This is a genomic window from Streptomyces sp. 3330, from assembly GCF_031456635.1.
Classification (GTDB): Bacteria; Actinomycetota; Actinomycetes; order Streptomycetales; family Streptomycetaceae; genus Streptomyces.
This window is the reverse complement of the sequence record NZ_JAVDVA010000006.1, coordinates 305,068-329,778: the sequence shown is the minus strand read 5'-3', so window position 1 is coordinate 329,778 and position 24,711 is coordinate 305,068. Positions and strand designations below refer to the sequence as shown.

The following is a 24,711-nucleotide window of genomic DNA, read 5'->3' as shown; positions in this document are numbered from 1 at the left end:
GGCCGCGGAAGCGGGGGCGGTGAGAAGGCGGCGGCCCGGGCCCCGCACGAGGTACAGGGGGCCGCCCGCCCTCCGGCGGGGCGGGGCCGCGGTCGCGGCGCGAACGCGGTGCCCGTGCGGCGGCTTGCGGCGCCGGGTCGTTCAGGTCCACAGCTCGCCGCTGTCGAGCACGCGCGCGCCCATGTTGCGCTCCATCATCACCAGCGCCGCGTCCGCCAGATCGGCGTGGATGTGGGCGACGGCGTCCCGGGGGACGGTCACGTCGAAGTGGCGGATGTGGGCGTCGAGCGCCGAGTACAGGACGCACTGCTCGGTGACCTGGCCGCACAGGACCAGGTGGCCGATGCCCTCCTGGTGGAGCAGGTAGGACAGCGGCGTCTCGAAGAAGATCGAGTGCCGTGCCTTGACGACGAAGAGCGAGTCGGCGTCGGGCACCAGCGGTTCGACGAGTCCGGCGTGCGGTCCGGCGAGGGCCTCGTCGAGGAGTTCGCCGTGGTGGGAGCGCCACTGGCCGAAGTTGTCGTTGACGTAGACGACGTGTTCGCCGGCGCGGCGGGCCCGGCCGAGGAGACCGGCGGCCACCGGGACCACCTTGCGGGCCGACGGCAGGAGCAGGTCGGCGTCCGGATGGTCGTACGTGTTGATCATGTCGATGACGATCAGCGCGGTCTTGCTCATGCCGCTATGGGTTCCCGGCGGAGCGCGAAGATGACGGCACGTCACTCGTCCGCGCGAGGAAGCGGCCGGGGTCCCTTTCCGGGACCCCGGCCGCTGTGCCGCCTGTGGTCGGCGCCGCCCGCCCCTACCGGGCGGGCGCCTGCCTCATCGCGCCTCGCGGAAGGAGACGTGCCGGCCGGCGACGGGGTCGTACTTGCGCAGGACCAGCCGGTCGGCGTCGTTGCGGCGGTTCTTGCGCGTCGCGTAGGTGACACCGGTGCCGGCGGTGGACCTCAGGGTGATGACGGGGCGCGCCGTGCTGCGGGCCATGGGGAACTCCTCTCGCACCGACTCGCACCTACTGATCGGTGCATGTCAGTCACGCGCTACAACAGGGGGTGGGGCCGGGACATTCCCGGCGGCATCCGCCCCGGCGGCGTATCTCGGTGGCGGAGGCCTCTCCCCCCTCGGTTACAGTGCTCCGCCGGTATCGCGCCGGCGTCGAGAGGAGACACAGCAGTGCGCTTCGGGGCGGGGACCGTGGGGAACGTGGGGCAGGGGCTGACGCTGGCGGCTCTGCTGACGGGGCTGATGACCGGCTGCGCGGCCGAGGAGGCCGATGGGGGCGCGGCGTCGGGGGCGTCCGCGAAGCCGACGACGACCGCCAAGACAGCGGCGCGCGGCGGGTCCGTCGGGGCCTCCGGTTCCGCGTGCGAGCTTCCCGTCACCTTCGACGTCGCCGAGTTCTGGAAGGCGGAGGCGGTCGACGCAGGCGGGGCGACCGCCGCCACCGGGGACCTCGCCGATCTCGCGGACGCCTTCCTGCGCCAGGGGCCGGTCACCATGGCCTGTGAGGTCGACGCCAAGCCCGCGGGGAAGATCGGGTTCCTGCGCGTGTGGACCGGCGAGCCGGGCGACACCGACGCGCGGGCCGTGCTGGAGGACTTCGTGGCCGCCGAGCAGGGGGCGAGCGGGGCGCGCTACAGCACGGTGAAGGCGGGCGACCTCACCGGCGCCGAGGTCGCGTACGTCACGACGAGCGAACTCCTCGACGAGACGAAGAAGGAGCACGCGCTGGCCGTCACCACGCCCGAGGGCCCCGTCGTCCTGCATCTGGGCGGCATGGACACCGCGGAACACGAGGCGATGCTCCCGGCGTACGAACTGGCCAAGAGCACCCTGCGCACCACGTCCGCCGGCTGACGACAGCTCCGCCGACCGCCCCTGCGGCCCCTGCCGGGCCGCGCACGAGCGGACGGCGCGGCCCGGCAGGGGCCGGGCGAGCCGGACGCCCGGGCCGGGGCGAGGGGCCGTCAGCGGCCGGGGGCGAGCAGGGTGCGCATGCGCTCGGCGGCGCGGACCGCGGAGTCGCCGCAGCAGGTGTTGAACAGCACGTGCACCCGCTCGGCCCGCCGCGCGAGCGCGCGGACCCTCGGCACCCACTCGCGGAGCTCCGCGTCGGTGTAGTCGTGCCGGAAGCGGTCCTCCTTGCTGCCGCTGCCCCAGGCCGGGCTGCGGCCGTGCAGGCGCACGACCGCCAGCCGTCCGCAGGTGACGGGCGTGACGGGCGGCACGGCGGTCGGCAGGGACTGCTCCATGTCGACGGCGGCGGTGGCGAAGCCGTACGACCGCAGCAGGTCGGCCGTCGTGTGCTCCCGCTCGCCCCGCCACCAGTCCGGGTGCCGGAACTCGACGCAGACCGGCCACCCGGCGGTGCGCTCGGCGCACTGGCCGAGGAACGCGCGGGCCCGCTCGCCGGGACGGAACCACGGCGGGAACTGGAAGAGGACGGCGCCCAGCCGCCCCGCGTCGCGCAGCGGCCCGATCCCGTCCGTGAACCTCCGCCACACCTCGTCCAGGGCCTTCGGGCCGCGGACGTCGGCGGGCAGACCCGGCGGCAGCACGGCCGACCGGGTGGGATGCCCGGTCAGCAAGGAGAACGCCTTCACGTCGAAGACGAAGCCGTCGGGGGTGCGCTCCGTCCACAGCCGGCCGTTGCGCTCGCCGGGCAGCGCGTAGTAGGTCGCGTCGACCTCCACGACCGGGAAGCGTTCGGCGTAGTGGCGCAACCGCCCCTCCGCGTCGCGCCGCCCCGCCGGATACCAGCCGCTGGAGACGAGCGCCCGGTCCGTCCAGGAGCAGGCGCCGACCAGAATCTCACTCATGGCGTGCCGGTTACCCCGGCGGGACGCGTTCTCCCCCGAGGCCGCGCGGATGCACATCCGGCCAGGTGTGGCGCATTCTTACTGTGTCGCCCATGCGGCGGCGCACGGACGAGGTAGGGCCGAATGACTGGGAGCGCCGGAAACGAGCGGAAGCCGTCCGGGCCACCGCCCGCGCTGCTGACGGGGGCCGTGACGGACGCGCTGCGGGCGACCGACGGCCGCACCGGTGGCGTGTACCTGTGCTCCACCACGTCCCGGCTGCTGCGCCTCGCGGTCCTCGCGGGGCTGCCCGGTCAGCTGTTCCGCCCCTGGTGGCGGGTGCACATGGACCGGCCGTTCCCGGTGGCCGACGTGTACCGGACCGGTGTGCCGGTGGTGCTGGCCAACGCCACCGAGATGATGCGCCGCTACGCGCAGCTCGCGGCGGGCCTGCCCTTCCAGTTCGGTTCGCTCTACGTGCCCGTGGTGGCGGACGGACGGTCCTTCGGCGTGCTGGCCGTCCTGCGCCCGTCGGCGGCCGACGCGGCGGAGGTGCAGGCGGAGCGGGAGCGGCTGACGGCGGTGGCGGACGCCCTGGCCGCCGACCTGCTGCGGCTCGGGGCGGACGGCGGGGACGTCACCTGGGACGAGGAGCCGCTGTGCGTACGGCCGCCGGCCGCCGGGTCGGCCCCGGGGCGCGTCGGACGGTTCGCCTGGGACCCCACGACCGACGTCGTCACGCTCGACGAACAGGCCCGCACCCTGCTCGGTCTGCCCCCGGACGCCTTCCCGGGCACCCTGGACGCCCTGGCCCGGTCCGTCGACCCGACGGACGCCCACCGGCTGCCGGGCCTGCTGCACCGCACGGCCCGCGGCCGGCCGCCGCCGCTGCCGCTCCAGGTGCGCACCACCGAGGGCGGGCTGCGGCTGCTCGAACTGTGGGACGCGACGGGCGTGGCGGCCCTGCCGGGCGACGCCCCGTCCACCGTGCCCCGCCCCATCGCCGGCGTCCTCCTCGATCCGGGCCCCGGCGCCCTGGCCGACGGAGCGGCCGACCTCCTCCCGGAAGGGGTGTTCTGCCTCGACCGGCTGGGGCTGGTCGTCTACGCCAACGCGCGGGCCGGGCACCTCCTCGGGGTGCCCCGGGACCGGCTGGTCGGGCGGTCCCTGTGGGAGGCCGTGCCGTGGCTGAACCAGCCCACGTGCGAGGAGCATCTGCGCGGCGCCCTGCTGTCGCCGGAACCCGCGCACTTCCATGTGCGGCTTCCCGTCCCCACCGACCCCTCCGCCGTCCCCCGGCCGTACGAGGGCGACTGGCTGCGGGTTTCGCTGTATCCGGGCGCGGATCTGGTCACCTGCAAGGCCGTCCCGGCGAACCGCGTGCCCGACGAGTCGGCCCACGAGCCCGTGGAGACGGACACCCCCGCCCCCGGCACCGGCGCCTCGCTCTACCGGCCCATCGTCCTGGCCATCGCGCTGACGGAGGCGGTGACCGCCCGCCAGGTGTCGGCGGTGGTGATGCAGGAGCTGCTGCCCGCGTTCGGCGGCCGCCGGCTCGCCATCTACCTGCTCCAGGAGCGGCATCTGTATCTGGCATGGGAGTCCGGTTTCCCCGAGGGTTTCCTGGCCCCCTTCGAAGGCGTCGGGCTGGACACCCGGCTGCCCGGCGTGGAGACCCTCACCACGGGCCGGCCGCTCTTCTTCGACTCGATGCAGCAGCTGGCGGCCGCCTATCCGGGCATCGACCTCGACGCCTCGGAGGGCGCCCGCGCCTTCCTCCCGCTGATCGCCTCGGGCCGCCCCGTCGGCTCGTGCATCCTCGGCTTCGACCGTTCGCGCAGCTTCAGCTCCGAGGAGCGCACGGTGCTGACCGCGCTGGCCGGGCTCATCGCCCACGCCATGGAGAAGGCCCAGCGCTACGACACCGAGGCCGCCCTCGCCCGCGGGCTCCAGCAGGCCCTCCTCCCCCGGCGGCTGTCCCAGCACCCGCGTGTGGAGACCGCGGGGCGCTATCTGCCGGGCACCGAGGGCATGGACGTGGGCGGCGACTGGTACGACGTCGTGGAGGCGGGGGACGGATTGGCCCTGGTCATCGGGGACGTGCAGGGGCACGGCGTGCAGGCGGCGGCCACCATGGGGCAGCTGCGCAGCGCGGTGCGGGCGTTCGCGCTGGGGGACCGGCCGCCCGAGGAGGTCATGGGCGGCACGAACCACCTCCTGATCGACCTCGACCCCGGCCAGTTCGCCAGCTGCTGCTACGTCCGGCTCGACCCGGCCACCGGGCGGGCCCGGGCGGTCCGCGCCGGGCATCTGCCGCCGCTGCTGCGCCACCCCGACGGCCGGACCGAGGTCGTGGAGCTGGCCGGCGGCGTGGTGCTCGGAGTGGACCCGCGCGCCCACTACCCGGTGACGGAGCTTCGGCTGGACCCGGGCGCGATCCTCGCTCTCTACACCGACGGGCTGGTCGAGCGGCCCGGCCACGACATCGACGACGGCATCACGGATCTGCGCCGGGCCCTGGCCGGGGCCGGGCGCCCGCCGGCCGGGACCGAGCCCGACGGGACCGAGCCCGACGGGACCGAGCCCGACGGGACCGGCGGCCCTTCCCTCGCGGAGGTCGCCGACCGGCTCACCGCGACGGCCCGGCAGGCCGCGGACCGGGCGGACGACATCGCACTCCTGCTGGCCACCCGGCGGACGGCCGAAGTCACGTACGGCAGGCGAGGGGGACACGGTCCGTGACCGTGCGTGACGGCTCTCGCCTCGCGCGGCCCGGCAGTGTAGACATGGCACATGGTCCGACTCCTGGGGCGCTCGGACGCCCGGCCGGCCCGTCGTCCCCGGGGCCCACGCGTCCGACGCACGCCTGAGTCCGCACTGGGCGGGCGCAGTCTCGCGGCGCAGGTGTTCGTCCTCCAAGTGGTCATCGTGCTGCTGCTGGTCGTGGCCGCCGTGGTGGCGCTGCTGCTGCAGGTGCGTCACGACACCACCCAGGAGGCCCGCAACCGCTCCGTCGCGGTCGCGCAGACCTTCGCCAACTCGCCGGGCATCGTCGAGGCGCTGAACGCGCCCGACCCGACAGCCGTGCTCCAGCCCAAGGCCGAGGCCGCCCGCAAGGCGTCCGACATGGACTTCCTCGTCGTCATGAACACCGACGGCATCCGCTACACGCACCCCAAACCGGACCGCATCGGCAAGAAGTTCGTCGGGAACATCCAGCCGGCGCTGGACGGCGGGATCGTCGTCGAGGAGGTCAACGGGACCATCGGCCGGCTGGTGCAGGCGGTGGTCCCGGTGAAGACGGCCGACGGGACCGTGGTCGGGCTCGTGTCGTCCGGCATCACCACCGCCCACGTCGGCGGCAACGCCGACCGGCAGCTGCCGCTCGTGCTCGGCAGCGCCGCCATCGCCCTCGCCCTGGCCACGGCGAGCACCGCGCTGGTCAGCCGGCGTCTGCTGCGCCAGACCCACGGCCTGGGCCCGCGCGAGATGACCCGGATGTACGAGCACCACGACGCGGTCCTGCACTCCGTGCGGGAAGGCGTGATCATCGTCGGCGGCGAGGGCGACCTGCTGCTCGCCAACGACGAGGCGCAACGCCTGCTCGACCTGCCCCCGGACGCCGAACGGCGCCAGGTCCTCGATCTGGGGCTCGACCGGGACACCGCCGAACTGCTGGCCTCCGGGCGGATGGTCTCCGACGAGGTGCACCTGGTCGGGGAACGGCTGCTGGCGATCAACCAGCGGCCCACCGACCTGGCGGGCGGCCCCGCCGGCAGCGTCGCCACCCTGCGCGACTCCACGGAGCTGCGGGCCCTGTCGGGCCGGGCGGAGGCGACCCGCGAGCGCCTCGACATGCTGTACGCGGCCGGAGTGGCCATCGGGACCAGCCTCGACGTCACCAGGACCGCCGAGGAGCTGACGGAACTGGCCGTGCCGCGGTTCGCGGACTTCGCGTCCGTGGATCTGTTCGACGCCGTGCTGGAGGGCGAGGAACCGGGGGCCCGCGGCACGCTGCGGCGCACGGCGGTGAGCGCGATCCGCAAGGGCGCGCCGCTGTACGCGGTGGGCGAGCGGATCCGGTTCGTGGACTCCTCCCCGCAGGCCCGCAGCCTCGGCCAGGCGCGGGCGGTGCTGGAGGCCCGTCTCGCCCAGGCGCCGGGCTGGCGCGCCCAGGACCTCGAACGGACCGAGCAGGTCGTGGAGTTCGGCATCCACTCGCTCATCACCGTGCCCGTGCGGGCCGGGTCCCTGATCCTGGGCGTGGTCAGCTTCTGGCGTTCGGAACGGCCCGATCCGTTCGACCCGGACGAGGTGGTGCTCGCGGAGGAACTGGTCGCGCGGGCGGCCATCTCCATCGACAACGCGCGCCGCTTCACCCGCGAGCACGGCATGGCGGTCACCCTGCAGCGCAGCCTGCTGCCGCGCACGCTGCCGGAGCAGAACGCCCTGGACATCGCCTACCGCTACCTGCCGGCGCAGGCGGGCGTGGGCGGCGACTGGTTCGACGTGCTGCCCCTGTCCGGGGCCCGGGTCGCCCTCGTCGTCGGTGACGTGGTGGGCCACGGGCTGCACGCGGCGGCCACGATGGGCCGGCTGCGCACCGCGGTGCACAACTTCTCCGCCCTGGACCTGGCCCCTGAGGAGCTCCTCGGCCTGCTGGACGAGCTGGTGGCCCGTATCGACCAGGACGAGGCGGACGACGGCGCCGACGGGGCCGTCTCCGGGGCGACCTGCCTCTACGCCATCTACGACCCGGTCTCCCGGCGCTGCACGATCGCCCGGGCGGGCCATCCGCCGCCGGCGCTGGTGCACCCCGACGGCCGGGTCGAGTACCTGGAGGTGCCCGCCGGCCTCCCGCTCGGGCTGGGCGGGCTGCCGTTCGAGACGGTCGAGCTGGAGCTGGCCGAGGGCAGCTCACTGGTGCTGTACACCGACGGGCTGGTGGAGGACCGGGAGCGGGACATCGACACCGGTCTGGAGCTGCTGCGCACCGCCCTGGAGCGGGGCGCGGGCGATCCGCCGGAGGGCGCCTGCCAGGCCGTCCTGGACGCCCTCCTGCCGGCCCGCCCCAACGACGACATCGCGCTGATCGTCGCGCGCACCCGGGCGCTGGGCGCCGACCGGGTCGCCGAGTGGGACGTGCCGGTGGACCCGGCGGCGGTCGGCGAGGTGCGGGCGGCCGTGGTGCGGCAACTGGCGCGCTGGGACCTGGAGGAGCTGTCGTTCACGACGGAACTGATCCTGAGCGAACTGGTGACCAACGCGATCCGCTACGGGAGCGGCCCGGTGCGTGTCCGGCTGCTGCGCGACCGCACCCTGATCTGCGAGGTCGCCGACAGCAGCAGCACCTCTCCGCACCTGCGGTACGCGGCCATGACCGACGAGGGCGGCCGCGGACTGTTCCTGGTGGCGCAGCTGACCGACCGCTGGGGCACCCGCTACACCGCCAAGGGAAAGGTCATCTGGGCCGAACAGCCGCTGCCGTGAGGCGAGTCGGCGGCCCTTCCACTCATAAATGATGCTTATGAGTCCATAGACCGGACCCGCGTACCGAGTAAGGTTTGCCTTAGTTTAGGCTTCCCCCGAGTCGATCTGTCGCCACTCGAAGGGAACCTGATCATGCCCCGCCCCCTGCGGGTAGCCATTGTCGGAGCCGGCCCCGCCGGGATCTACGCCGCCGACGCGCTGCTCAAGTCCGACGTGGCCGCCGACCCGGGTGTCTCCATCGACCTCTTCGAGCGCATGCCTGCCCCGTTCGGCCTGATCCGCTATGGCGTCGCCCCGGACCACCCCCGCATCAAGGGCATCGTCAACGCCCTGCACCAGGTCCTCGACAAGCCGCAGATCCGTCTCTTCGGCAACGTCGACTACCCCACCGACATCAGCCTGGACGACCTGCGCGCCTTCTACGACGCGGTGATCTTCTCGACCGGCGCGACCGCCGACCGCGAGATGTCGATCCCGGGCATCGAGCTGGACGGCTCCTACGGCGCCGCGGACTTCGTCTCCTGGTACGACGGCCACCCGGACGTGCCGCGCACCTGGCCGCTCGAGGCCGAGAAGGTCGCGGTCCTGGGCGTCGGCAACGTCGCCCTCGACGTGGCGCGCGTGCTGGCCAAGACGGCGGACGAACTGCTGCCCACCGAGATCCCGGCCAACGTCTACGAGGGCCTCAAGGCCAACAAGGCCCTGGAGATCCACGTCTTCGGCCGCCGCGGCCCGGCGCAGGCGAAGTTCTCCCCGATGGAGCTGCGCGAGCTGGACCACTCCCCCACCATCGAGGTCATCGTCGACCCCGAGGACATCGACTACGACGACGGCTCGATCGCCACGCGGCGCGGCAACAAGCAGGCCGACATGGTCGCCAAGACGCTGGAGAACTGGGCGATCCGCGACGTCGGCAACCGCCCGCACAAGCTGTTCCTGCACTTCTTCGAGTCGCCGGCCGAGATCCTCGGCGAGGACGGCAAGGTCGTCGGCCTGCGCACCGAGCGCACCGCCCTCGACGGCACCGGCAACGTCAAGGGCACCGGCGAGTTCAAGGACTGGGACGTCACGGCGGTCTACCGCGCCGTCGGCTACCTCTCCGACAAGCTGCCGAAGCTGCCCTGGGACCTCGACTCGGGCACCGTCCCGGACGAGGGCGGCCGTGTCATGGAGGAGTCCGGCGAGCACCTGCAGTCGACGTATGTCACCGGCTGGATCCGGCGTGGCCCGGTCGGCCTCATCGGCCACACCAAGGGCGACGCCAACGAGACGGTGTCGAACCTGCTGGACGACCACGCGAACGGCCGTCTGCACACGCCCGCCTCGCCCGAGCCGGAGGCCGTGGAGGCGTTCCTCGCCGAGCGCGAGATCCGCTTCACCACCTGGGAGGGCTGGTACAAGCTGGACGCCGCCGAGAAGGCGCTGGGCGAGCCGCAGGGCCGCGAGCGCGTGAAGATCGTCGAGCGTGAGGACATGCTGCGGGAGAGCGGCGCGTAGTCCAGGCCCGGGTTCGGCCGGACCGCTCCGGCTGCTCCGGCGGCGATCGGCCGGCCGAACCCCGACCCGCCCGCGTGGCAGTTCGGTCGACGTCATCCCGTTGGCCGCGTGATCGACGCCTGCTAGCGTCCCGGGGTGTTCTCCCTCCACGAGCCTCCCCTGTTCACCCGGCTGCGCGACGCGCGCCGGGTGCTCGTCGCCGGAGCGGGCGGCGGGTTCGACGTGTACGCGGGCCTCCCGCTGATGCTCGCCCTGCGCGCGGCGGGCAAGGAGGTCCATCTGGCCAGCCTCTCCTTCGCCGACCTGCACGGGCTGCCCTTCGAGGTCTGGCTCCAGCCGGACGTCGCGGCCGTCCACCCCGGCATCCCCGCCCGCGGCGACTACTTCCCCGAGCGCACCCTGGCCCGCTGGCTCGAACGGCACGACCTGCCCGCCACGGTGTACGCCTTCCCGCGCACCGGAGTGGAGCCCCTGCGCGCCGCCTACCGGGCGCTCCTCGACCACCTGGGCGGGGTGGACGCGGTCGTCCTGGTGGACGGCGGGACCGACATCCTGATGCGCGGCGACGAGCACGGACTGGGCACGCCCGAGGAGGACATGGCGAGTCTGGCCGCCGTCGACGCCCTCGACGACGTCCCCCACCGGCTGGTGGCCTGTCTCGGCTTCGGTGTCGACGCCCACCACGGCGTGAACCACTCCCTCGTCCTGGAGAACCTGGCCGCGCTGGACCGCGAGGGCGCGTACCTCGGCGCGTTCTCCCTGTCGCACCAGAGCCCCGAGGGCGCCCTCTACCTGGACGCCGTGGCCGACGCCCAGGCCCGCACCCCGAGTCACCCGAGCATCGTCAACGGTTCCGTCGCCGCCGCCGTGCGCGGCGCCTTCGGCGATGTGCGGTTCACCGAGCGGACCAAGGACAGCGAACTGTTCGTCAATCCGCTCATGGCGCTCTACTTCTGCGTCGACGCGCCCGGTCTGGCCCGCCGCAACCTCTACCTGGACCGTCTCGCCGGCACGGTGCTGATGCGGCAGATCAGCACCCGCATCGAGGAGTTCCGCGACGGGCTCCCCCGACTGCGGCAGCCCCGCGCCTTCCCGCACTGAGGGCCCGCCCCGCAGCGCGGTACACGGCGCGGTGAGCCGGTCGTCAGCGGGCCGCGAGGACGCGGCCGCCCGACGAACACGAGGGCCGCGGTCAGCAGCAGCACGGCCGCCGCCCGGACCGCGAAGCCGGCGACCAGCTCCCTCGGCGGGGGACGGACACGCACGGCTCGGCAGGACACTGTTCCCGACGAGGCGTTCAATGGTCTGCATGGGTGTTCGGCAGACGACGAAACGCCATCGGGGGACGTACCGGGCGGCCCTGGCCGCGGCCGCGCTGCTGCTCGTCCCAGGCGTGCTCGCCGCCGCCCCTCCGCCCCAGCCGCCCGCGCAGCTGACGGCGGCGGAGGTGGACGCGGCCGTGGGGAAGCTCGACTCGATCGTGCGGGCCGGAATGAAGCGGACAGGCGTGCCCGGGGTCGCTGTCGCCGTCGTGTACAAGGACCGGGTCGTGTATCTGAAGGGCTTCGGCGTCCGCCACGCAGGCCGGCCCGCCAAGATCGACCCCGACACCGTGTTCGAGCTGGCGTCGCTGTCCAAGCCCCTGGCCTCGACCGTGGTCGCCGGAGCGGTGGGCGAGGGCGACGAGAAGATCGGCTGGGACGACCCCGTGGCCGCCCATCTGCCGGGCTTCGCCCTCAAGGACCCGTGGGTGACGCGGAACGTCACGATGGCGGATCTGTTCGCGCACCGCAGCGGGCTGCCCGACCACGCGGGCGATCTGCTGGAGGACCTCGGCTACGACCGCTCGTACATCCTCGGCCACCTCCGGTACGAGCCGCTGACCCCGTTCCGGGCCTCCTACGCCTACACCAACTACGGCCCGACGGCGGCCGGACAGGCGGTCGCGAACGCCGAGGGCACCACCTGGGAGAAGCTCTCCGAGGACACCCTCTACAAGCCCGCCGGGATGGACTCCACCAGCTCCCTCTTCGCCGACTACCAGGCCGCGAAGAACCGGGCCGACCTGCATGTGAAGGCCCCCGACGGCACCTGGCGGGCCCAGTTCGTGCGCGACGCCGACGCCCAGTCCCCGGCCGGCGGCGCCAGTTCCTCCGCCCGCGACATGTCCCGCTGGCTGCGCCTCCAGCTGGCCGGCGGCAAACTCGACGGCGAGCAGATCATCCCCGCCGAGCCGCTCGAACGCACCCATGTGCCCGCGATCGTCTCCAATCCCCCGCAGACGCCGGCCGGCCGCACGGGCTTCTACGGCCTCGGCTGGAACGTCGGCTACGACGACCTGGGCCGCCTGCGGCTGAGCCACTCGGGCGCCTTCGCCCTCGGCGCGAACACCAACGTCACCATGCTTCCCGCCGAGCGACTGGGCATCGTGGTCCTCACCAACGGCAAGCCGCTCGGGCTTCCCGACGCCATCGCGGAGAGCTTCTTCGACACGGCCCGGCACGGGAAGCCCACGGCCGACTGGCTCGACCTGATCGGGAAGGTCTACGCGCAGCAGGAACAGGCCGAGGTCTCGCCCACCGACTACTCCACCCCGCCCGCGAACGCGGCCGCCGCGCGCCCCGACGCCGCCTGCACCGGGACGTACGCCAACAGCTTCTACGGTCCGCTGACCGTCTCCGCGTCCGGCGGCGCACTGACCATGCGGCTCGGCCCGAAGCCGACGACGTTCCGGCTGACCCACTACGACGGCGACACGTTCAGCTTCCGGACGGTGGGCGAGAACGCCGTCGGCCTGTCCGGCGTCACCTTCCGCGGCGACCGGGACGGCAAGGCGACCCAGGTCACCGTGGAGGCGTTCGACGAGACCGGTCTGGGCACCTTCACCCGCGAGTAGACGGCCGGGAGTCAGCCGTCGTCGCGCGGGTGCGTCTCGATCACCCGGGCCCGCACGTCGGCCCTCAGGTAGGCGCTGCCGTAGTCGTCGGACAGATAGACGCTCATCGTCGGCCCGCTGTCGAAGACGGACGACCCCGGGTTGATCACCAGGTAGCGGCTGGTCGGCTCGGCGACGCCCAGCACCTCGGTGGCCCTGGCGAGCAGCGCCGGCACGGCGCCCCAGTCGTAGACGTCCAGGTCGACGGGGATCGCGCCGCTCATGACGGTGCCGCCCGGCCCGTCCTTCACCGCCACGTCGCCGCCCCGGTACATGTACCGGTCGTAGAGCTTCGGGTGACCGGCGACGGGGGCGTCGGCGATGGCGTACTCGCCGTACACGACCAGGCTGGTGACCTTCGACCCGCCCATGGCGGCGGTCAGCTCGGCCACGGCCGCCTTCAGGCCCTTCTCGCTGAGCAGGTCGACCTTCTCCGCGGCGGCGACCCCGCCGGAGGAGTCGCCGGACGTGGCGCCGGAGGTCGTCTGCCGGGCACTCTGCGACACGGCCGGCTTCGGCGTTGCCGCGCCGCCGGTCCCGCCGCCGTCCGTGCCCGGGAGCAGTGTCCACACCAGAACCCCCGCCAGGGCCGTGCCGAGGACGGCTCCGGTGACGGCCGTCCCGCGGGCGCGTCGCCCTCGGGTCGGCGCGGTGCTGTGCGGCGGGGCCGGGGTGTGCGGCCGGGCGAAGGCGGCGTCGGCGGCCGCGGGCGGGGCGAGGGGGTAGGAGGTCGGCGGAATGTGCCCGCCCGAGGCGGGCGCCGACCCCGACGGATCCGGCGCGTCCCCGGTCACGGCCGCGAGCAGCCGGTCGACCTCCGCCGCGTCGGGGCGGGCCTGCGGGTCCCGGACGAGCAGCGCGGTGAGGACGCCGGTCAGCGGTCCGGCCCGGCGCGGCTCGGGAACGTCCTCACCGAGCACGGCGGCCAGCGTGGCGAGGGTGCTCGCCCTGCGCAGCGGATGGTGGCCCTCCACGGCGACGTACAGCAGCATCCCGAGGGACCACAGGTCCGCGGCGGGACCTCCCTCCTTGCCGCTGACCCGTTCCGGCGCCATGAAGTCGGGCGAGCCGATGACGGCGCCGGTGGCGGTGAGACCGGCGGACTCGCGGACGGAGGCGATGCCGAAGTCGGTGAGCACGGGCCGACCGTCGGGGCGGAGCAGGACGTTGGCGGGCTTCACGTCGCGGTGCTCGATGCCGACGGCGTGCGCGGCGCGCAGCGCGGACAGCACCTCGCGCCCCAGGCGCGCGGCCTCGGCCGGCGTCATCACTCCCCGGTCGAGCCGGTCCTGGAGGGAGCCGCCCTCGACCAGCTCCATCACGATCCACGGATACGTGTTCTCGCCGCCGTCGACGATGTGATGGATCGTGACGACGTTGGGGTGGTGGACGCGCGCCAGCGCGCGGGCCTCCCGCAGGACGCGCTCACGCAGCGTCCGCGCGCCCTCGGGGTCGTACTCGGCGAGGTCCGGGTCCGGAGGCCGTACCTCCTTCACGGCCACGTCCCGGCGCAGCGCCAGGTCATGGGCCCGCCACACCAGGCCCATGCCTCCGCCGCCGAGTCGCCCGACCAGCTCGAAACGACCGTCGACGACGCGTCTGTGGGGTTCCCCTGTGCTCATGGGGGGAGCTTAGGGGTACGGACCGACAGGCCGTGCGTCGGCCAGAGGGGGCACGACGCGAATGGTCCGCGCGAGCCCCGGGCATGCTGTGAGCGAGGTCACCTTCCGCCGGGCCGTGCGGGACCCCTCCCGGACCGCTCCCCCCTTCGCTCGTCGCCCTCCCCCACGAAGGACATGTGCTTTGGCTCTTATGTACCCTGACGCCCCTTCGGCCCGCCGTCCGGGCCGCTGCTGGACGATCCGCGTGGTCGGGCACCGGGACCGCACCGCGTCGGTCACCTGCTCCTCTCCGTGCGTGATGCCGCCGCGCTCCCGGGACCTCGCGGCCCTGCGCCGCTTCGCGGTGGCCCACGCGGCCGCGCACGCCAGAGCGGCGGCGGTCCATCACGACGCCGCCTGCTGGTGCCGTCGCCAGCAGTGCGCGCTGCACGAGGGCACCCGGGTCGCCTGCGCGGGTTCCGTCGTCCTCGTGCTGCGGCACGACCCGGCCGTCGGCCAGGTGTGGACCCTCAGCGAAGTCTGCGCCGCCTGCGCCCCGTTGCTGCCCCACGCCCGCGTGCTGAACCGCGCGGCGCCTCCGCAGCCCCGCGTCCCGGACCCGGCGGCGGGCGCCGGCGCCGAGCCGGGCGGCCGGGGGGCGGGCACGGGCCCGGCGCCCTCCGGACCTTCGACACCGACCGTGGGGCCGCCGCGTCTCGTCCCCGGCGGGTTCAGCGCCCCCGCGTCCGGCACGAGCGCAGGCCCGGAACGGGGCGGCGGCCGACGGCGGGGGGTCGGCGGCCGGCGGGGCCGGACCACCGGGTCGGGGTCGTAGACGGTTCCGGGTGAGTGGGTCAGGGCTCGTACCGGGACTGCGGCGGGATGCGTAGAGGCAGGGCGCCGAGGATCCGGCCCCGGAACTGCGGAGCCGGTGGCCCGCCGCCCCGCACGACGGGCCGGACGTCGGGCCCGCCGTCCGTGGACCGCCCCGCCAGCAGCTCGGCGATGCGCGCGCCGCCGCGCCGTCCCTCCAGGTGCAGACGGCCGACGTTGGCCCGGTCGTCGGCGAGCAAGGTCAGCACGGCGGACGGCCCGGCCGCGTACGTCGCGAGGTAGCCCCCGGCCCCGCGCACCAGCAGCTCGCGGAACTCGCCGCGGTCCGCGAGGTCGACCATCCGGCGTCCCACGCCGAGCGCCGCCGCGGTGAGCGCGGCCATCCCTTCCGGCTGCACGTCCGGCATGTCCTCGGCGAGGACGAGCCCGTCGGCGCCGGCCGCGAGCGCCCCTGTCAGCTCGGGTATCCGGGAACGCAGCCGGTGCAGTTCGTTCAGAACCTCGGTCTCGACGGCCATGACCGTTGCCCCTTCGGCGCGTTGTCGACTGACGCTGATCAAGTGCGGTGCGGCGCGCGGTGGTTCGGATACTCCTGAGGCTACGGAACACAGCGACCGGAAGCGATGGCTCCGGCATTTTCCTTTGGAACATGCCATGCGGCCGGGGCGGGGCGTGTCGGTACGCTCCTCCGGTTCTCGGGTGAGGGGAGTTGCCGGGTGGCCCGGTCAAGCGGACCCGTCCTGCGTACGCAGAGGCTCGTGATGGAACCGATCCGCCGCGAGGACAGCGATGATCTCTTCGAGGCTGTGGTCAGTCGGAGCGGCGCCGATCGCGCTGCTGCGACGCCCGGACGCCGCCGACGGAACGGTGGGGGCCGACCTGCTTGATCGATGGGACGCCACGCGACACCGATCGGCCTTCGGCGACAACGCTCCAGGTTCCCTGCATTCTTCGATGACGCGGGACGGGCGTCCCCGCGTCGAGACGACGGGCCTTTGCGCCTAGAATCAAATATGTGTTCGATGACCTGCCGGAGGACCTGCCCCGTCTGGAGACGCTGCGGGTGTGGCACACGCTGTGGCTGGCCCGCATCGACGCGAAGATCGCGGCGGTTCAGCAACGGCAGGCAGAAGTCGAGCGCGGCCTGCGCCGTCGTCCCGAGCGGCCGGAATGGACGGTCGAGCTGGGCATCGGCGCCGGACGCCCGCCGGTCCAGGTCCACTCCGGAGACTGCCACATGACGGGCGAGCGGCGACGCCCTGTCGGCCGCGACGAAGCCCGCCGACTGCTCGCCGACGGCCTGCGACCCTGCGCCCACTGCCGCCCGGACACCCAGCTCGACATCATCGACTTACCCTGCGGCGCTTTCCCGGCCCTCCTCTGCCCGTGGTGCACGACCTCGGCCCTGAAAGGCCGGCGACCGACCGACCGCCTCGCCGGCACCCTCGCCTGACCGGTCAGGGCCGTCGGCCGGGCACATCGCACCGAGTTCGGGGCCGCGATCGGCCATGGGCTCGGTCCGCCGCGACCACATCCGTCAGGAGCAGTCGTAGGAGAGGTGGCTGGTGGTGGTGCGGTCGAGGGGCGAGAGAATGTGGAGTTCGGCCCGGGCCGCGTAGTGGCCCGGGCCCTGGAAGGTCCACCGCAGATGCAGCCGTGCCTCACGCTGGCCCCGGACCACCACCTCCCGCAGGACGCCCGAGGCGGTGCCGTCGCTTCGGGTCCAGCGGTAGGTGAGGGTGCCGGGACGGCCGTTCGTGGTGACGAGGCCGACGATGTCCGCGGTGCCGCCGCACCCCAGAACCGTCGGCCGGGACGTGACCTCCACCGAGCGCACCGCCACGGACGGCCCGAGGCGCTGCCAGGCGAGGAACGCGACGACCAGGACCAGCACCATCGCCGGCAGGGCGTGTCTGCGCAGCCGCCGACGCGAGGGTGCGGCGGGCGTCGGCACGGCGGGCAGGGTCCTGTGCGTGCGTTGCGCGATGGCGGCGGTCACGCCGGGGCCGAAACGCAGCACGGTGCCCTCGACACGATCCGGCGTCGGCGTCGGCAGGACCTCCGTGGCGGGCGGCGCGACGAGGGTGGCTTCCGGCTCGGGCCTCTGGATCCAGTGACTGGCCAGCACCGTGGCGCTGTACTCGGCGTCGTCGGAGCCGTGTCCGTCCGCCGTCGGGGCGGGCTCGTCGGACGGAGCCAGGTGCACCGTGACGGCGTGCCCGTCCGCCGGAGTCGTGGCGAGCACACGGGTGGGCTCGCCGTCGTCGGCGGACGCCGGGGCGCGGTCGTTCGGATTCGGATCGGTCATCGGATCTCACACTGCCTGGTCAGAATCTGCTGCGAGGCCCCGCCGTCGGCGGAGGCGGGAGTGGTCGTGACCCGCACCGCCCAGTAGCAGCCCTGGTTCTGGAAGCCGTGGTCGGCGGTGAGGGTGTACTGGGTGGCGCCGCTGCGTTCGAAGGTCTGGGACGCGCCGTCCGCGGTGCCGAGCCCCCTCCCGGTGGCGCTCGTGAACCACGAGACGGTCACGGACAGCGGGCCGGTGCCGTCCGTGGTGACGCTGATGGTCGCCGTCCCGGTCGTCGAACCCGTCTGCCGAAAGCCCGTCACCGCGACGTCCTTGACGGCGGGGGCAGACGGCGTGGACACGGTGGGTGAGGCCGCCGTCGGCGTCGCCTCGGTGGTCGGCTCGACGGGTGTGGCCGTCTCCCCCGCCGGAGCCGAGGTCGCCGACGCCGAGGGCTCGCCGGTACCGGGCGTCGCCGTGCCCGAGACCGACAGAGTGGGGGAAGGGGTGGACGTCGGGGACGGAGAGGGGGGTGCCGAGGACGACGCGGCGGGAGCGGTGGGCTCCCCGGAGTCCGCGGCGGCCTGGGCGCCGGTGGTGGCCAGGGCCTGCGCCGCCTGCTGTGGAGCCGCTCCCGGGCTGTGCTGGAGGCCGTAGGCCAGGAGGAGGCCCAGGACCACGGCCGCACCGGACACGAGCATCCCCGCGCGGCCGGGCAGCCACGACCGCACCGGGCCGGGGCCCGGCTGCCGGCTCAGGACCGTGCGGGCGGTGTCCGTGGTGGTCCGGGGGGCGCTGCGGGCCGAGGGCAGCAGCAGCGGCAGCAGTGCCACCACCGCGGCGAGCCGGCCGCGGCCGCGTTCTTCCCAGTCGGGCCCGTAGGCGGCGCCGGCGGCGGCCTCCAGTTCCGTGACGAACTCCTCGGCGTGTCCGGGGCGTTCCGCCGGGTCCTTGGCGAGGCCACGCCGCACCAGTTCCCGCACCGCCTCGGGGACCTCGTCGACGGGGATGGGCGCGTCGACATGCTGCAGGGCGAGTTCGGCGAGGTTGTCACCCGAGTAGGGGCGGTGGCTCGTCAGGCACTCGAAGAACGTGGCCGTGGCCGCGTAGACGTCGGCGGCGGGAGAAGCGGGTGCGCCGGTCCACTGCTCCGGGGCCATGTAGGAGGGGGTCCCCGCCGCGCCGGCACTGGCGCCGGCGTCCACCGCGATCCCGAAGTCGACGAGCTTGGACGAGCCGTCCGGCTCGACCAGGACGTTCTCCGGCTTGTAGTCGCGGTGGACGACGCCGAGGCGATGCGCCTCGGCCAGACCCAGCAGCGACCCCTTGAGGACCACGAGCGCGGCCTCGGCGTCGAACGGGGCCGCCCTGGTCAGCAGCGTCCGCAACGAGACACCGTCCACGAGCTCCATCACGATGGCGGCGCCGTCCGGGCTCTCCACGTACTCGTACAGCCCGGCGACGTACGGGCTCTCCAGTCCGCCGAGGAGCCGCGCCTCCGCCCTGAACTCGTGCACGAAACCCGGCCTCGTGCGCAGCGACTCGCTGAGGTACTTGACCGCGACCGGTACGCCGGTCTCCTCGTGCACGGCCAGCACGACGCGCCCGCTGGCTCCCGCCCCGAGTTCCAGCGACTCGGTGTATCCGGGCACTGCCCATGTGCTCATTCCAACCCCCCAAGGCCGTGGTGCGGCCGGTCTCCCGCCTCTCCGGGACACCGAGCCACGCGAGGGGAGACACATTTCCGGCCACCGCGGTTGCGGTACGGCGCCCGGTGCCCGGTTCTTCCCGCATGCCGCCGGGCCCCACCGCAGGTGGTGGGACCCTCGACGTTCTCCGGCCGCCCGGTCCGCCCGCCGGGGATCCTGCCGGCGGCGCACCTGACCGGCCTCGCGTTGTCCAGGCCCAACAGGGGCCATGGCGCACCTGACCGCCGGGGCCCTGGTGCGCGGGGTGGCGGCCTGGCAGGCTAGTTTGCTCGGGTGAGTCTCCTTGATGATGTAGCCGAGCGCGACGGCTGGCGCTGCTGGGTGTGCGACGAACCGGTCGACCCCGACAAGTCGGTGAACGACCCGCAGGGGCCCAGCGTCGACAGCCGGACGGCCGACCGGAAGGCCAAGGTCGCCGAGCGGCTCGCGCACCGCGGGTGCAACACCCGCAAGGGCGCGGTCAAGGCGGTCATCGCCTGGCCCGACCGTCTGTACGTGGTCGAACCCGCGCCGCTGATCACGGTCGCCGCGAGACTGGAGCGCAAGGGGGGCCGCGAGATGGTCTGCCGTTGTCCGACCAGGCAGGACGCCCAGGAAGCGGCGGACTGGCTGGTGGACCGGTTCTCCCGACTGGTACCGGGACTGCCGGTGACCGCCGGCGTCGAGGCGGGCGGCGGCCAGTTCCTCGTCGTGCTGGCAACCGGCCGCCGCTGACCGGGGATCACCGTACGGACCCGCGACTGCCGGAGCCGCCTGCCGGGCAGGTCGATGCGGTCGCTTCAGCATCCGCATCGACGTGACGGGGCGAAGCCTGCGGCGGGCGCCGGACGGGCGGCCAGGGGCCCGGAAGCCGCCCCGAGGTCGGGAGTCGATCCGCGGTCAGGGGTCGATCCGAGGTCGGGAGGCGATCCGCGGTCAGGGTCGATCCGCGGTCAGGCGGGGAGGAAGGCCTCTTCGGGGGCCTCGTCGAGGACGAAACCGTTGTCGAGCCGGACGCGCACCGTGACGCGGTTCTTCCGTCGCTGGTGGGCGGCCCAGTGCTCCTCCAAGGCCCCCACCTGCTCCTCCAGTTGCCTTCTGCTTTCGGGCGGCATCTGATGGCCGAAGTCGTCGAGGAGCGACTTGAGGCGCAGGTACTCACGGACCTCGTGGCTCTCCTGCCGGTAGTGCTCGTCCACCCGCTCGACGGTGCCCTCGATGCCTGCTGCCAGGGCCACGGAGGCGGCGAAGGCGCCCGTCTCCTCCTGGGGCTCCTCGGCCGGGGTCACCGACCCGGCCAACCGGAGGTCGGCCGCCAGCCGCACCCGTTGGCCCACGTTCAGCGTCATCGATCCTTCGTCTTCCTCGTCGGTGTGTTCCGGTGGGCCTGGCGCCGCCAGGCGTAGCGGAGAGGACAGGATCATCCCACCCCTCGCCTGCGGTCCCGACCCGATCGAAGCCCCCGTCGACCATCGCGGCACACCGGGCGACGGGTGAACGGGAACCCAAGAGGACGCCGGGACCGCTCCGGATCGCACGCGGGCCGCTGCCGACGTTCCGGCCCCCCGCTCCGTACCACCGACAGCCACCCAGGGTCCGCCCCCGGTTGCCCGCCCAAGACGGGGGGAATGGCCGACGAGGCTTGGGGCAGACGGGTGCGTGTATGACCCATGCGTGAAGTGGCGACCAGGGAGACTCCCGATGCTCATGGCACACCCGGCCGTACTGAAGAACCTCGTCGAGCAGTACGAGACCCTGAGCTGCCGGCACGCCGAGAACGGCAGCGAGGAAGCACGCATGCGGATGAACGACGTCGCCTACACCCTGTGCGTGTCCACCGGCACCCGCACCGTCGACGCCGCCCTCACCGCTGCACACCGCCAGCTGCACGGAGCCCGTGCCGAGGACGACTCCCTCCTCACCGCCTGACCAGTGCCCCGCGCGCCTCGCCCCGGCCGGCCATGAGCGCCGGGGCGCCCGGAGCGCTGATCGCACGGCAGGCGTGTCCACCCGGGGTGCGGGACGCAGGGACGGTCACGTTCCGATGGCGTCGAGTGCGGTGACCGCGTCGGCGGGCAGGGCCAGGTCTGCGGCGGCGCTGTTGTCCCGCAGGTGCGCCGGTGAGGAGGTGCCCGGGAGGAGAACCATGGAGGCGGAGCGCTGCAGCAGCCATGCCAGGGCGACCTGCTGCCGGGAAGCGCCCGATCGCTCGGCGACGGTGGTGAGTTCCTGTGACTGCAGGGGGCTGAACCCGCCGAGCGGGAAGAACGCGGCGTAGGCGATGTTCTCGGCGGCGCAGCGGTCCACCAGTGCGTCGTCGGCGCGGTGGGCCAGGTCGTAGAGGTTCTGCACGGTGACGACGGGAGCGATGGCCTGCGCCTCGGTGAGCTGCGTGTCGGACACGCCGCTCAGGCCGAGGTGGCGGATCAGTCCCTGTTGGCGCAGTGCGGCCGTCTCCTCGGCCAGTTTCCCGATCCGCCGGCCGCCCGTCCGTTGATCCACATTCCACAGCGGGTAGAGGAACCGGCATGGCTGACGTGGTGGAAGCGGGACTGTGGGGGCTGGTGGCGGGCTCGGCGCTGCTGCTCGGTGCCGCCTTGGGGTACGGGCTGCGGGTGCCGCAGAAGGTGATCGCCACCGTGATGGCCTTCGGGGCCGGGGTGCTGATCTCAGCGGTGTCCTTCGAACTGGTCGGGGAGGCCTACGAGGAGGCGGGGCTCGCTCCCGCGGTCGTCGGCACCCTCATCGGCGCCGTCGCCTACACCGGCGGCAACGTGTGGCTGGCCCGTCGGGGCGCCCGCCACCGCAAGCGCTCCGGACACGCGCATACGCAGGCGCAGCCCTCGGAGGCCGAACAGGGCGGGTCCGGGACGGCGCTCGCGCTGGGCGCCCTGCTCGACGGAGTACCGGAATCCGCGGTGATCGGCGTGAGCCTGCTCGACGGCGGCGCGGTCAGTCTGGTGACCGTGGCCGCGGTGTTCATCAGCAACGTCCCCGAGGGGCTGTCCAGTTCCGCGGGGATGAAGAAGGCCGGCCGCACCAAGGGATACGTCTTCGGTGTCTGGGCGGCGATCGCGGCCGCCAGCACGGTCTCGGCCGTCCTCGGCTACACCGTGGTCGGCTCCTTCTCCCCCGCCGTGATCGCCGCGGTGACCGCGCTGGCGGCCGGGGCCATCCTCGCCATGGTCGCCGACACGATGATCCCCGAGGCGTTCGACGACGCCCATCTGGCCATCGGACTGATCACCGTCAGCGGCTTCCTCGTGTCCTTCGCCCTCTCCCATGCCTGACCACGCCGACCGGGAGCCGCGCTCGGCGAGGGGCTCGGATGGATGCCTCGACGGTCAGCCGGTCTTCCTCTTCTCGTCGTCCACGATCTCGGCGTCCACCACCTCGTCCTCCGCTCCCGGGGCGCCCGGGGTCTGCGCGCCGGAGGGCTGCTGGGTGCGCGCCTGCTCGTACATCGCCGTGCCGATCTTCTGCGCCGCCTGCGCCGCCCGGTCCATGGCCTGGCGGACCGCCGCTGCGTCCTCGCCCTTGAGCGTCTCCTTCAGGTCGGCGAGCGCCGTCTCGGTCTCGGATCTGGCGTCGGCCGGGATCTTCTCGGGGTTGTCCTTGATGAGCTTCTCCGTCGAGTAGACGAGTTGCTCGGCCTGGTTGCGGGTCTCCGCCGCCTCCCGGCGCCTGCGGTCCTCCTCCGCGTGCTGTTCCGCCTCCCGCATCATGCGGTCGATGTCGTCCTTGGGAAGCGCCGAGCCGCCGGTGACGGTCATCCTCTGCTCCTTGCCGGTGCCGAGGTCCTTCGCCGAGACGTGCATGATGCCGTTCGCGTCGATGTCGAAGGCCACCTCGATCTGCGGGACACCGCGCGGCGCGGGCGGCAGACCGGCGAGTTCGAACATGCCGAGCTTCTTGTTGTACGACGCGATCTCGCGCTCGCCCTGGAAGACCTGGATCTGCACCGACGGCTGGTTGTCCTCGGCCGTGGTGAAGGTCTCCGAACGCTTCGTCGGGATCGTCGTGTTGCGCTCGATCAGCTTGGTCATGATGCCGCCTTTGGTCTCGATGCCGAGGGACAGCGGGGTGACGTCGAGCAGCAGGACGTCCTTGACCTCGCCCTTGAGCACACCGGCCTGCAGGCTGGCGCCCACGGCGACGACCTCGTCCGGGTTGACGCCCTTGTGCGGGTCCTTGCCGGTCAGCTCCCTGACCAGCTCGGTCACCGCCGGCATCCGCGTCGAACCGCCCACCAGGATCACGTGGTCGATGTCGGACACCTTGATCCCGGCGTCCTTGATCGCGTTGTGGAACGGCCCCTTGCAGCGCTCCAGCAGGTCGGACGTCAGCTGCTCGAAGCGGGTGCGGGTGAGCTTCTCGTCCAGGTGCAGCGGGCCTTCCGCGGAGGCGGTGATGTACGGCAGGTTGACGTCGGTCTCCGAGGAGCTGGACAGTTCGATCTTCGCCCTCTCCGCCGCCTCGCGCAGCCGCTGGACGGCCATCTTGTCCTGGGACAGGTCGATGCCGTAACCGTTCTTGAACTGCTGGACCAGGTGGTCCACGATCCGCTGGTCCCAGTCGTCACCGCCCAGGTGGGTGTCACCGTTGGTGGACTTCACCTCGATGACGCCCTCTCCCATCTCCAGCAACGACACGTCGAAGGTGCCGCCACCCAGGTCGAAGACGAGGACCGTCTGGTCGTTCTCCCTGTCCAGCCCGTAGGCCAGTGCCGCCGCCGTGGGCTCGTTGATGATCCGCAGGACGTTCAGACCCGCGATCTCACCGGCCTCCTTCGTCGCCTGCCGCTGCGAGTCGTCGAAGTAGGCCGGTACGGTGACGACGGCGTCGGTGACGTCCTCACCGAGGTACGCCTCCGCGTCCCGCTTCAGTTTCTGCAGCACCCGCGCGGAGATCTCCTGCGCGGTGTACCGCTTGCCGTCGATGTCACCGTGGTCCGGGAACGCCCACGCACGGTCCCCCATGTGCCGCTTGACCGAGCGGGCGGTGCGTTCCACGTTGGTGACCGCCTGCCGCTTGGCGACCTCGCCCACGAGAACGTCGCCGTTCTTGGCGAAGGCCACGACCGACGGCGTGGTCCGTGCCCCCTCCGTGTTGGTGATGACGGTGGGCTCGCCGCCTTCCAGGACCGAGACCGCCGAGTTCGTCGTACCGAGGTCGATGCCGACCGGACGCGCCATCTGGAATCTCCCTCCTCGTTCCTGCCCTGCCTGCCAGGGCCTTGTTCACCTGCGGGGCGTTCACCTGTGGGGCTCCCATCGGACCGCACCCGCGCGCCATGGCGGTGCGGGGGCTGTGGCGCCGAGCACGGCGACGCACCCGCGCGGGGCGGCCGGGGCGGCGCCGGAGCCCGCGCAGACCCGACCGGGCTGCGGTACGTCCCCCGGCACCGCCGGTCGTAGGCCGCGCGCCGAAGGGGATCGTGCAGCGTCTCGTACGCCGAGCGCAGCTGTCCGAACCGTTCCGCGGTGAGGGCGTCCACTCGGGTGTCGGGGCTGTTCCCGCACCCGACGCCGGTAGGCGGAGATGATCCTCCCGGCCGTGGCGGAGGGTTCCACCCCCG

General features: G+C 73.3%; 20 protein-coding genes and 1 pseudogene. 11 read left to right on the top strand and 10 right to left on the bottom strand.

Annotated features, from left to right (window positions below):
* Positions 1-141: 141 nt before the first annotated feature.
* Positions 142-678, bottom strand: coding sequence for an isochorismatase family cysteine hydrolase (locus J2X68_RS13515; protein ID WP_310432747.1), 537 nt, complete (start codon positions 676-678; stop codon positions 142-144).
* A 144-nt stretch (positions 679-822) separates the two neighbouring features.
* On the bottom strand, positions 823-987 hold the full coding sequence (gene rpmG / locus J2X68_RS13510) for a 50S ribosomal protein L33 (RefSeq protein WP_307166823.1): 165 nt from the start codon (positions 985-987) through the stop codon (positions 823-825).
* A gap of 210 nt (positions 988-1,197) precedes the next feature.
* On the opposite strand from rpmG, the gene J2X68_RS13505 reads away from it, so the two are divergent.
* Entirely contained in the window at positions 1,198-1,860 is a 663-nt protein-coding gene (locus J2X68_RS13505; RefSeq protein WP_310432792.1) for a lipoprotein, read from the top strand.
* A gap of 110 nt (positions 1,861-1,970) precedes the next feature.
* Here the strand turns inward: J2X68_RS13505 and J2X68_RS13500 are convergent, their stop codons facing one another.
* Complete coding sequence (locus tag J2X68_RS13500) at positions 1,971-2,822, bottom strand: DUF72 domain-containing protein (RefSeq protein WP_310432746.1); 852 nt, start codon at positions 2,820-2,822, stop codon at positions 1,971-1,973.
* A 123-nt stretch (positions 2,823-2,945) separates the two neighbouring features.
* Here J2X68_RS13500 and J2X68_RS13495 point away from each other — a divergent pair, with 123 nt between their 5' ends.
* The 5 genes from J2X68_RS13495 (at position 2,946) to J2X68_RS13475 (ending at position 12,684) form a co-directional block, all read left to right on the top strand.
* Complete coding sequence (locus J2X68_RS13495; protein WP_310432745.1) at positions 2,946-5,543, top strand: SpoIIE family protein phosphatase; 2,598 nt, start codon at positions 2,946-2,948, stop codon at positions 5,541-5,543.
* Positions 5,544-5,594: 51 nt separating this feature from the next.
* Positions 5,595-8,291, top strand: coding sequence for a SpoIIE family protein phosphatase (locus J2X68_RS13490; protein ID WP_310432744.1), 2,697 nt, complete (start codon positions 5,595-5,597; stop codon positions 8,289-8,291).
* A gap of 132 nt (positions 8,292-8,423) precedes the next feature.
* A complete protein-coding gene (locus tag J2X68_RS13485) occupies positions 8,424-9,788 on the top strand; it encodes an FAD-dependent oxidoreductase (RefSeq protein WP_310432743.1) in 1,365 nt (454 codons plus the stop codon).
* 135 nt (positions 9,789-9,923) lie between these two features.
* Complete coding sequence (locus tag J2X68_RS13480; RefSeq protein WP_310432742.1) at positions 9,924-10,889, top strand: DUF1152 domain-containing protein; 966 nt, start codon at positions 9,924-9,926, stop codon at positions 10,887-10,889.
* 199 nt (positions 10,890-11,088) lie between these two features.
* On the top strand, positions 11,089-12,684 hold the full coding sequence (locus J2X68_RS13475) for a serine hydrolase (RefSeq protein WP_310432741.1): 1,596 nt from the start codon (positions 11,089-11,091) through the stop codon (positions 12,682-12,684).
* A gap of 11 nt (positions 12,685-12,695) precedes the next feature.
* Here J2X68_RS13475 and J2X68_RS13470 read toward each other — a convergent pair whose 3' ends face one another.
* On the bottom strand, positions 12,696-14,345 hold the full coding sequence (locus J2X68_RS13470; protein ID WP_310432740.1) for a serine/threonine-protein kinase: 1,650 nt from the start codon (positions 14,343-14,345) through the stop codon (positions 12,696-12,698).
* Between the two features lie 190 nt (positions 14,346-14,535).
* Here J2X68_RS13470 and J2X68_RS13465 point away from each other — a divergent pair, with 190 nt between their 5' ends.
* Complete coding sequence (locus tag J2X68_RS13465) at positions 14,536-15,159, top strand: hypothetical protein (protein WP_310432791.1); 624 nt, start codon at positions 14,536-14,538, stop codon at positions 15,157-15,159.
* A 19-nt stretch (positions 15,160-15,178) separates the two neighbouring features.
* Here the strand turns inward: J2X68_RS13465 and J2X68_RS13460 are convergent, their stop codons facing one another.
* Positions 15,179-15,676: a roadblock/LC7 domain-containing protein gene (locus J2X68_RS13460; protein WP_310432739.1), complete on the bottom strand. Its 498-nt coding sequence runs from the start codon at positions 15,674-15,676 to the stop codon at positions 15,179-15,181.
* A gap of 497 nt (positions 15,677-16,173) precedes the next feature.
* Here J2X68_RS13460 and J2X68_RS13455 point away from each other — a divergent pair, with 497 nt between their 5' ends.
* Entirely contained in the window at positions 16,174-16,611 is a 438-nt protein-coding gene (locus J2X68_RS13455) for a DUF6233 domain-containing protein (RefSeq protein WP_310432738.1), read from the top strand.
* An 84-nt stretch (positions 16,612-16,695) separates the two neighbouring features.
* Here the strand turns inward: J2X68_RS13455 and J2X68_RS13450 are convergent, their stop codons facing one another.
* Together J2X68_RS13450 and J2X68_RS13445 are read right to left on the bottom strand one after the other, a co-directional pair.
* Positions 16,696-17,466: a hypothetical protein gene (locus J2X68_RS13450; protein WP_310432737.1), complete on the bottom strand. Its 771-nt coding sequence runs from the start codon at positions 17,464-17,466 to the stop codon at positions 16,696-16,698.
* Positions 17,463-19,112 (bottom strand): protein kinase domain-containing protein, encoded by a 1,650-nt coding sequence (locus J2X68_RS13445; protein WP_310432736.1) that lies wholly within the window; start codon positions 19,110-19,112, stop codon positions 17,463-17,465. Before J2X68_RS13445 ends, J2X68_RS13450 begins: the two co-directional genes overlap by 4 nt.
* 315 nt (positions 19,113-19,427) lie before the next feature.
* Here J2X68_RS13445 and J2X68_RS13440 point away from each other — a divergent pair, with 315 nt between their 5' ends.
* Positions 19,428-19,868, top strand: coding sequence for a hypothetical protein (locus J2X68_RS13440; RefSeq protein ID WP_310432735.1), 441 nt, complete (start codon positions 19,428-19,430; stop codon positions 19,866-19,868).
* A 218-nt stretch (positions 19,869-20,086) separates the two neighbouring features.
* On the opposite strand, the gene J2X68_RS13435 is transcribed toward J2X68_RS13440, so the two are convergent.
* Complete coding sequence (locus J2X68_RS13435; RefSeq protein ID WP_310432734.1) at positions 20,087-20,482, bottom strand: hypothetical protein; 396 nt, start codon at positions 20,480-20,482, stop codon at positions 20,087-20,089.
* 352 nt (positions 20,483-20,834) lie between these two features.
* On the opposite strand from J2X68_RS13435, the gene J2X68_RS13430 reads away from it, so the two are divergent.
* On the top strand, positions 20,835-21,062 hold the full coding sequence (locus J2X68_RS13430; protein ID WP_310432733.1) for a DUF5133 domain-containing protein: 228 nt from the start codon (positions 20,835-20,837) through the stop codon (positions 21,060-21,062).
* Between the two features lie 105 nt (positions 21,063-21,167).
* Here J2X68_RS13430 and J2X68_RS13425 read toward each other — a convergent pair.
* Positions 21,168-21,611 (bottom strand): annotated as a pseudogene (locus tag J2X68_RS13425) (aldo/keto reductase); the annotation flags it as partial.
* A 50-nt stretch (positions 21,612-21,661) separates the two neighbouring features.
* Between J2X68_RS13425 and J2X68_RS13420 the strand changes: the two are divergent.
* A complete protein-coding gene (locus J2X68_RS13420) occupies positions 21,662-22,423 on the top strand; it encodes a ZIP family zinc transporter (protein WP_310432732.1) in 762 nt (253 codons plus the stop codon).
* Between the two features lie 54 nt (positions 22,424-22,477).
* On the opposite strand, the gene dnaK is transcribed toward J2X68_RS13420, so the two are convergent.
* Positions 22,478-24,328: a molecular chaperone DnaK gene (gene dnaK / locus J2X68_RS13415; protein ID WP_310432731.1), complete on the bottom strand. Its 1,851-nt coding sequence runs from the start codon at positions 24,326-24,328 to the stop codon at positions 22,478-22,480.
* Positions 24,329-24,711: the final 383 nt, after the last annotated feature.

Bases quoted from the DNA above. Each gene is read 5' to 3' on its own strand.
- J2X68_RS13515 (WP_310432747.1), bottom strand. From the start codon at position 678: ATGAGCAAGACCGCGCTGATCGTCATCGACATGATCAACACGTACGAC.
- rpmG (WP_307166823.1), bottom strand. From the start codon at position 987: ATGGCCCGCAGCACGGCGCGCCCCGTCATCACCCTGAGGTCCACCGCC.
- J2X68_RS13500 (WP_310432746.1), bottom strand. From the start codon at position 2,822: ATGAGTGAGATTCTGGTCGGCGCCTGCTCCTGGACGGACCGGGCGCTC.
- J2X68_RS13495 (WP_310432745.1), top strand. From the start codon at position 2,946: ATGACTGGGAGCGCCGGAAACGAGCGGAAGCCGTCCGGGCCACCGCCC.
- J2X68_RS13490 (WP_310432744.1), top strand. From the start codon at position 5,595: ATGGTCCGACTCCTGGGGCGCTCGGACGCCCGGCCGGCCCGTCGTCCC.
- J2X68_RS13485 (WP_310432743.1), top strand. From the start codon at position 8,424: ATGCCCCGCCCCCTGCGGGTAGCCATTGTCGGAGCCGGCCCCGCCGGG.
- J2X68_RS13475 (WP_310432741.1), top strand. From the start codon at position 11,089: ATGGTCTGCATGGGTGTTCGGCAGACGACGAAACGCCATCGGGGGACG.
- J2X68_RS13470 (WP_310432740.1), bottom strand. From the start codon at position 14,345: ATGAGCACAGGGGAACCCCACAGACGCGTCGTCGACGGTCGTTTCGAG.
- J2X68_RS13465 (WP_310432791.1), top strand. From the start codon at position 14,536: ATGTACCCTGACGCCCCTTCGGCCCGCCGTCCGGGCCGCTGCTGGACG.
- J2X68_RS13460 (WP_310432739.1), bottom strand. From the start codon at position 15,676: ATGGCCGTCGAGACCGAGGTTCTGAACGAACTGCACCGGCTGCGTTCC.
- J2X68_RS13450 (WP_310432737.1), bottom strand. From the start codon at position 17,466: ATGACCGATCCGAATCCGAACGACCGCGCCCCGGCGTCCGCCGACGAC.
- J2X68_RS13445 (WP_310432736.1), bottom strand. From the start codon at position 19,112: ATGAGCACATGGGCAGTGCCCGGATACACCGAGTCGCTGGAACTCGGG.
- J2X68_RS13435 (WP_310432734.1), bottom strand. From the start codon at position 20,482: ATGACGCTGAACGTGGGCCAACGGGTGCGGCTGGCGGCCGACCTCCGG.
- J2X68_RS13430 (WP_310432733.1), top strand. From the start codon at position 20,835: ATGCTCATGGCACACCCGGCCGTACTGAAGAACCTCGTCGAGCAGTAC.
- J2X68_RS13420 (WP_310432732.1), top strand. From the start codon at position 21,662: ATGGCTGACGTGGTGGAAGCGGGACTGTGGGGGCTGGTGGCGGGCTCG.
- dnaK (WP_310432731.1), bottom strand. From the start codon at position 24,328: ATGGCGCGTCCGGTCGGCATCGACCTCGGTACGACGAACTCGGCGGTC.